The following is an 8,267-nucleotide window of genomic DNA, read 5'->3' on the forward strand; positions in this document are numbered from 1 at the left end:
AGATCCCTTAATGAAGGTTGTCACGTGACAACGGTGTGGGCGACCAACCATCCACGGATGTCTTTGGAACAGCGCGTTGGCGCCTTGCCTTTGCTGGGGCTCTAAACCTTGCTGAGAGCCGCGGGCCACGCTCAAATGCGGCCGGACGCGGAAGGCGGTTGTCACGTGACAACGACTTGCGCCCAAGCGGCGGCTGGCGTTGATACCGAAGGAGCCGAAATGCAGCGCGTTACGGCGCGTGCCGGATTTCGATTGCTTCGGGGATAAGACCGAGGGTCGACTGGCCGACGTTCCATCCCGAATTCGCGTGGCTGCCGCTCAAGTTCAAGATCGCGGTGTCCGGCTCGCACGACGACCGCGCGGCCGTGGGTTGTCACGTGACAACCGCGCGTCGGTTCTTCATATGCGAACGGGGCTCGAGAAACATCGGCCGCGCACGACGCTCGGCGACGGGCCCAACGACCTACAGCCCTGCATGCCATGACAGTCGGGCAATGATCTGCCCCCAATATCTCGCCGTACATCCTCAGCCGAAGCTGTCGGATGTTGGATTTAGTGCGGTCTCGCGTGCCGCGCGCCAGTCAGGTGTGGAGTGGGGCAGATAGCGCCCCTCGTCGCGTCACGTTAAGGGGAGATTCTCGGCGACGATGTGACAACTAGACACGGCGGCTTACTGGCCGTGAAACATTTGTCCAAAAAGCGGGCGCAAGCGGAAACCCTTATCCTGCAATGGTTTGCCCGGCATTCTTCATGTTGTTTCACGGGAAGATCGGCCATTGCCGGCTTGAATTAGGGGCGCATGCGCGACCGGGTCTGAAATTCTCGAGGGCATCCTCAATATGACTGCATTCGTTGTATTTGAAACGTATTTTGTCGTGTGCGATACATTTCGATCGCGCGGCGGAGTCGTTTCCGCACGGACGTATTGGGCAGTTGTCACGTGACAACACAGTGCGGGCGCGCAACTATTAGTCCGACCGATGACGACGGGACGTAACGTTCGTGGTTGAAAAGGCGCCACCTCGGATCGGCGAGAGGCGGGTGCTGCCGAATCGAAATCTATGCCTCTGACACTAAGGCCCGTGACGACACGATTCCCGGCAGGGTGATCGACAATCCGGCGCTGAGCCACAGCGGACTCGTCGCCGAAGCCAATTGGTTGTTCTCTCGCATGGGTCTTCAGGAGCGAGATGCGCTAACGTCACGGGCTGCAGGCAAATCGACGCATCGCAGCCCCGACCCCGTCCGTCTACTTTACCGATCGCGCTGCGCACAACGGCCATCGCCATACCTTCTTGGAAGGCGCTGTCGACATCTGCTGAACCGCTCGCCACCACCGTTCGCCGCGGTGCGGCTCGTTGAGATCCACCCGTTCGCCCATCCTTGGAGTCGACAATTGAATGCCGTGGGCGACCGACAACGCGGTGACACGTTCGAACGGTTCGTGCCAGCAATGCATCGCGAGATCGAATGTGCCGTTATGAATCGGAATCAGCGTATGTCCTCGCAGATCGATATGGGCCTGGACCGTCTCCTCCGGCTGCATATGCACGTATGGCCATTGCGGGTCGTACGCCCCGGTCTCGACGAATGTCACATCGAACGGTCCGAGGCGCTCACCGATCATTCGGAAGCCGTCGAAGTACCCGGTGTCGCCACTAAAGAAGACGCGCAGTTCATCGTCGACGATGACCCACGACGCCCACAGCGTGCTGTTGCCGTCAAATAGACTGCGCCCCGAAAAATGCTGGGCGGGCGTCGCGGTGAGCGTCAGGCCGGCGACGTCAACGCTTTGCCACCAGTCGAGCTGGCGCACCTTCCCGGCGTCGATGCCCCATTCGATCAGGCGGTCGCCGACACCGAGCGTCGTAACGAAGACACTCGTGGTGTCCGCCAGCGCGCACACCGCATCGCGATCGAGGTGATCATAGTGATCGTGGGAAAGGATCACGCCGCGCAACGGCGGTAGATCGCCGAGTTCAATCGGCGGCGCATGGAAGCGTTTCGGGCCCACGCGCCGAAACGGCGATGCTCGCTCGGCGAATACCGGATCCGTTAACCAGAATTCGCCACGCAACTTGAATAGCAACGTCGAATGCCCGAGCCGATACAGGCTCCGATCCGGAGCTGCGTCGAGTTGCTCGCGAGTAAGCGGATCGATTGGTAAAACGCCCGTCGGCACCGTGTTGCGCGGTTTGTTGAACAGCATGTTCCAGGCGATGCGAAGCGTCTTGCCAAAACTCTCCGCGGGCCTTGCCGTCGTGTTGCGGAAGCGCTCGCCATTGTGTTGTGGCGAGCCGCCGGACAAGTTGCGGCCACGCCTCGCGGCTGCGATGCCGAGGACCCGATGAAGAAAAACGAGCGGGGACGCCATAATTGATTTCCGGTCAATAAAAGTACACCGAGCAGTGTAGACCTGTTGGGCGAGAAGTAAACTCGACGGTGTAGAATTTCTTTCATGAATACGAACACCCCCTCCGAGCGCCTGACCGAAAGAAAGCGAGCGGCCATCCTTGATGCCGCGATCAAGGAATTTCTCGCGGCAGGCTACGACGCGACCAGCATGGATCGCATCGCCGCGCGCGCAAATGTGTCGAAGCGCACGGTGTACAACCATTTCCCCGGCAAGGAGGCGTTGTTCGCCGCGATCCTGCATCGCTTATGGGATGCGACGTGCGCAGTCGGCGTGTCCGCTTATCGCGCAGACGTGCCGCTGCGGGAGCAGTTGCTCGTATTGCTCGACCGCAAACTGCGGCTGCTGAGCGACGAAGCGTTTCTCGCACTGGCACGCGTTGCGATCGGCGCCGTCATTCACTCGCCGGAACGTTCACGCGACATGGTGGAGCGCATTGGCGAACGCGAGGAGGATCTGACCGTCTGGATCCGCGCGGCCGCGGCGGCCGGTCGCCTGTCCGCTCCCGATCCGGAATTTGCTGCCCACCAACTCCATGGCATCGTGAAGGCGTTCGCGTTCTGGCCGCAAGTGACGCTTGGCCAGCCGCCGCTCGAAGTTCCGCAGCAGCAAAAGGTCGCGCAAGCGGCCGCGGACATGTTTCTCGCGTACTACGGCCATCCGGCCGACGCGGATTCGTCGGCGCCGGCGCGGGGCTAATCCGGTATCCAATGCAGCAGTCACGCGCCGCAACTGGACAGCGCGCAGATGCGGGCCCACGCGCACTCCGCTACCCGCCATCGGCGCGGTTGAATCTGACGCGACCGAATAGAGAGAGCGAATACAGATGAAGACGCTGTTGATCGTCTATCACACGATGACCGGAGGCACACGGCAAATGGTCGAAGCGGCCGCCGCCGCGGCGCGCGAGCAGCCGGACGTCGACGTTCGGCTGCAGCGTGCCGACGTGACGCACGCAGACGACGTGCTCGCCGCCGACGCGTATCTGTTCGCGACGCCGGAAAATCTCGCGGCGATGTCCGGGATCATGAAAGACTTCTTCGATCGCTGTTACTACGAGGTGGTCGATCGCGTGAACGGTCGTCCGTATGCGGCGATGATTTGTGCGGGCAGCGACGGACAGAACGCGCTGCGCCAGATCGATCGAATCGCGACCGGATGGCGGCTCAGGTGTGTGGTGCCGGGCTTGATCGTCTGCACCCACGCGCAGACGCCCGAGCGCATCCTCGCGCCGAAAATGATCGACCGCGAGGATCTCGAGCGCTGCGCGGACATCGGTGCAGCGCTTGCTGCCGGGTTAGCGCTTGGCGTGTTTTGATCGACGGCGTCAATGCGAACCCCTTGATACGAAGCAATCGCAACCTCCGGCCCATACGCGACGCTTCCCAATACGCGGCTCCGTTGCTACCAATTGGAAGATTCGCAGCTTCGATGTAATGAGGACGAGGCGCACTGCGCCAATTTCCGTTGTATTGCCGGATCCGATGTAGATGCTGCCGATCGTCGTCGGCACCTGCCGTCGACCGGAGATGCCCGATGGCGCGCCCCGTCGCCGCCATCGTACGAGCACCCACATGGCACGCGAATGCATATCGATGCGCACGCAACCAAGCCCACCACGGCCGCGTGTGACGTGAATCGCTGAATGCACCGACCGCGCGACACGCAGCATGCAAAGGCTGGCACCGCCATATGCTGAATGACCCGTAATGCGACATGCGAACGCCACCGCCGCCAATGACAGCGTCGAGATTTCGCGCGGCGGACCAACGCACGCGTTACATGCATTGCGCACCACACCCCAAACGCGGGTAAAGCGGCGCTACGTAACGTACGGTCGTTATTCGACGAAAACGCAGCGATAATGCGCAGCACGCCGATTTGGACGCCCCGCGGCCGCGGTTCCGGCCAAATATGAACCCGTCGGCGAACCGACCGTCGCGCGTACCGGTATACTTCCACTCCTGCCTTCTCCGGCATCGTGGCCGGGTGCCTGAAACAGCGGCGATGGCGATGCGGCCCCGCAATCGCGTGCATCGGCGGCAACAAGCCGCATGCGATGCGGCATGTCGATGTGCGAAGCGGCTGCACGAACCACGCCTTATATTCCTGGTGGATTGAATTTATGGGTTTTGAACAACTTGCCGAATTGCGGGCGCAGCTCGCAGCTAAGGCCAAGCAGGAGCGCAACGCGAAGCAACCGGCAACGCAACCGGACGCCGGTGCAAAGCCCAAGTCGGGCAACCGGCCGGCTCGCGGGGCCAAATCGGGTGCCCCGGCCAAAGCGCCGTCCGGCGCCAAGCCCGCTTCGGCGAAACCGTCGACGCCGGTCGATCCGGTCATCGTCGCGATCGGCAAGCTGCAGCGTCGGTTCCCGCGCGCATTCCCGAAGAATCCGGCTCCGAAGGTGCCCCTGAAGGTCGGCATCTGGGACGACCTCGCGCGCGAGGCGCAGTCCGTCGGGCTGAGCGAAGCGGAGTTGCGCGAAGCGATGTCCACGTGGTGCCGCGGCAATCGTTATTGGTCGTGTCTCGTCGAAGACGCGGTGCGGGTCGATCTGCAAGGTAACGAAGCCGGTCGCGTGACGCACGACGATGCCGCGCGCGCGCGCCGCTTGAAATCGCGCCGGCCGGGCAAGGGCGGGGCGCAGGCAGCGAAGGGTGCACCGCAGCAGCCGAAAGCACAGGCGCCTGTCGATTCAGCGGCATCGCAGCCGGCACCCGCGGACGCACCGACGGATGCGCCGTCGGACGCAGCACCGCAGGCCGAACAGCAGACGGCCGCGAACGAGTAACGCCCGATGTGTTGCCGCGCGAGCGCGCGGCAACATCCAGCCCGCGCTGCGCATGCAGCGCATCGTGTGACGGACCGGCGAATGCTAGAGGGCGCGTCGGTGCGACCTGCGCTGCCCACAACACCACCATCATCTGATTTCCATCATCGCACCGGCATCGAACTGCCTGGCGGTCGACGGCACTTGACCCGTCGGTCACTGGTGTCTGCCTTGTCGCCGCGCGCTTGGCTGTCGACCCCAATCGACGAACTATCCCGCCCGCCGCTCCGCAGAACCGCAGAACCGCAGAACCGCAGAACCGCAGAACCGCAGAACCGCAGAACCGCAGAACCGCAGAACCGCGACGACGCAGGCAACGCATCAATCGCATCGAGCGGATATAAATGCGATACGAAGCCGTATACGCAATCGCAAGTTGCGACCTCATGAACAGATTTACCGCAAACAATAACAGTTCGTTCTACTGATATCGCCACACCCGGGTGCGACTCACGCCGACAGATCTCCGACGAAGAGCCGGCCGAGTAGCTCCGCACGAATCCATATCGCAGAGATCGGCTTCGCCGCGCCCGATCGGCCAGCACGTCAGCGAGCCCCGGTGCGCTATCGCTACACCGCGTCGCGATTGCCTTACGTCGATTGTCGCCGCGCGGCGCAACCGCCATAATGTCTCGCCCGAACCGCCGCGCCGGCACGCATCATGCGCGCGACGCAATACCACCCACAGCCGAAAGCTCATCCGAATCACGCCGCCCAGCACTCGATATAAAGGCACCGCAATACCGATTTCGCTGAAGCACTGCCCGCCGCCCGCTGGCCCGATCTCCCGGCGCACAATACCGATTCCACTCCCGACACTCAACGCCAATCCGCATCATGAACCCCAGACATTCCGCGATTCTCGTCGCGCTCACGGCCGCCGTCTTGTTCGGCGCTGCGACGCCGCTCGCCAAGGCGCTGATCGGTACGATGTCGCCGTTCATGGTCGCGGGTCTTTTCTATCTCGGCAGCGGTGTCGGCCTCGGGGTTGTAATCGGCCTCCGCGCATTGCGCGGGCACCGTCCGTCGACGGATGGCGCCGCACCGCTGCAACGTGCCGAGCTGCCTTGGCTCGCCGGTGCGATCGCGGCCGGCGGCATCGCAGGCCCTGCGTTGCTGATGCTCGGGCTGTCGACGACGCCGGCCGCGACGAGCGCGTTGCTGCTCAATCTGGAAGGTGTGTTGACCGCCGTCATCGCGTGGGTCGTGTTCCGCGAGAACGTCGATCTGCAGGTGTTCGGCGGCATGGTGGCGATCGTCGCCGGCGGCATCCTGCTGTCGTGGGCGCCGGCCCAGGCGGGCGTGCCGGCCGGTGCGCTGCTGATCGCCGGCGCCTGTCTGTGCTGGGCGATCGACAACAACCTGACGCGCAAGGTCGCCGCGAACGACGCGATGGTCATCGCATGCGTGAAGGGCCTCGTCGCTGGTCCGGTGAATATTGCCATCGCGCTCGCGACGGGCGCCGCGTTGCCCACCGTTCCGATTACGCTCGCCGCGATGCTCACCGGACTCGGCGGGTACGGCATCAGTCTCGTGCTGTTCGTCGTCGCGCTGCGCCACCTCGGCAGTGCACGCACGGGTGCGTACTTCTCCGTGGCGCCGCTGTTCGGCGTCTTGCTGTCACTGCTGATCTGGCCGGCGCTGCCGTCCGTCACGTTCTGGGCCGCCTCCGCACTGATGGCGCTCGGCATCTGGCTGCACGTGCGCGAGCGGCACGAACACGAGCACGCACACGAGCGGCTCGAACACGCGCACCGGCATCGTCACGACGAACACCATCAGCACGCGCACGACTTTCCGTACGACGGCAACGAGCCGCACACGCATCCGCACGTGCACCTGCCGATCACGCACAGTCACGCGCATTTTCCGGACATTCATCACCGTCATCGGCACTGACAGACACGCGGACATGGTCCCCCCGGACGGCAAGGTAACCGTTTATGGGGCGTCGTTCCTCGTCTCCCGGCGATATCGATGCCGATCATTCGGTGCGAGCGCGGCACTTACTTCGCGCTCGCACATGCCGGCGCTAATGCGTGGCGGCCAGGCCGACGACGTCGCGGCGGACGTCTTCAAAGCATCGTTCTTGTCGCGCCACCCGGAAGCTGGTTTGCGTAGCCGACGCATACGGCGGGCACCAACGCTGGGTCGTTACGGCGCTCAGCTGCGTGAACGGCCAATCACGCGACGGCGACGATCACGCTGGATGCCTTGAAGACTGCGGATGCCGCCTTGCCGCTCGCGAGACCGAGACGATCGACGCTATCGTTGGTGACGATCGCGACGATCTCGGCGCCGCCGGCCGCGCGGATCACGACTTCGGAATTCACCGCGCCTTTCGCAATCGACGACACGGTGCCGGCGATGCAGTTGCGCGCCGATACCTTGCTGCTGTCGACGTCGACCATCACGATCACCGACGACGCCTTGACGAGCGCGAACGCGTTCGTCCCCGCCGCGAGGCCCAGCGACGCGGCGCTACCGTGCGTGATCACGGCGACGATCTCGAGGCCATTGTCGGTACGCAGCATGACTTCGTCGTTGACGGCGCCGGGCTTGACGACGTCGATCCGGCCGCGGAATTGGTTACGGGCGCTGGTTCGCATGAGGACTCTCCGGGAAGTGAGCCGCGCGACGCGCGGCGAGCGAAGGACGAAAACCGCGGACGAGTTTATCGGGAATGCGGGGGCGGCGCGATGTCGGCGCGGTATTCTCCGCAACGGCGATTACGCGTGAACGTCAACGCAACCGCAACCGCAACCGCAACCGCAACCGCAACCGCAACCGCAACCGCAACCGCGACCGCGGAGCGGCAGTAGACGTGACACGCTCGTCGCGCCTTGCCGCCACGCGGATACTTACCGACCCATTGCCGACTTAGCCGCCGCCGCGGATGCTGGTGCTGGTGCCGCCGAGGCCGACGCCGACGCCGACGCCGATGCCGATGCCGATGCCGATGCCGATGCCGATGCCGATGCCGATGCCGATGCCGATGCCGATGCCGCCGCCGCCGAACCC

At 63.8% G+C, this 8,267-nt stretch carries 6 protein-coding genes; 4 read left to right on the top strand and 2 right to left on the bottom strand.

Annotated elements, in window-relative coordinates:
- Positions 1-1,249: 1,249 nt before the first annotated feature.
- Positions 1,250-2,374: an MBL fold metallo-hydrolase gene (locus C3Y15_RS25700; protein WP_124260270.1), complete on the bottom strand. Its 1,125-nt coding sequence runs from the start codon at positions 2,372-2,374 to the stop codon at positions 1,250-1,252.
- An 84-nt stretch (positions 2,375-2,458) separates the two neighbouring features.
- Between C3Y15_RS25700 and C3Y15_RS25705 the strand changes: the two genes are divergently transcribed.
- The 4 genes from C3Y15_RS25705 (at position 2,459) to C3Y15_RS25720 (ending at position 7,145) form a co-directional block, all read left to right on the top strand.
- A complete protein-coding gene (locus tag C3Y15_RS25705) occupies positions 2,459-3,112 on the top strand; it encodes a TetR/AcrR family transcriptional regulator (RefSeq protein WP_124260271.1) in 654 nt (217 codons plus the stop codon).
- Between the two features lie 127 nt (positions 3,113-3,239).
- On the top strand, positions 3,240-3,731 hold the full coding sequence (locus tag C3Y15_RS25710; RefSeq protein WP_124260272.1) for an NAD(P)H-dependent oxidoreductase: 492 nt from the start codon (positions 3,240-3,242) through the stop codon (positions 3,729-3,731).
- 807 nt (positions 3,732-4,538) lie between these two features.
- Complete coding sequence (locus C3Y15_RS25715; RefSeq protein WP_059453403.1) at positions 4,539-5,207, top strand: ProQ/FINO family protein; 669 nt, start codon at positions 4,539-4,541, stop codon at positions 5,205-5,207.
- Positions 5,208-6,083: 876 nt separating this feature from the next.
- Positions 6,084-7,145, top strand: coding sequence for a DMT family transporter (locus tag C3Y15_RS25720; protein WP_059453402.1), 1,062 nt, complete (start codon positions 6,084-6,086; stop codon positions 7,143-7,145).
- Positions 7,146-7,429: 284 nt separating this feature from the next.
- Here the strand turns inward: C3Y15_RS25720 and C3Y15_RS25725 are convergent, their stop codons facing one another.
- On the bottom strand, positions 7,430-7,855 hold the full coding sequence (locus tag C3Y15_RS25725) for a TOBE domain-containing protein (RefSeq protein WP_124260273.1): 426 nt from the start codon (positions 7,853-7,855) through the stop codon (positions 7,430-7,432).
- Positions 7,856-8,267 lie beyond the last annotated feature (412 nt).

The organism is Burkholderia sp. B10 (assembly GCF_004368385.1).
Classification (GTDB): domain Bacteria; phylum Pseudomonadota; class Gammaproteobacteria; order Burkholderiales; family Burkholderiaceae; genus Burkholderia; species Burkholderia vietnamiensis.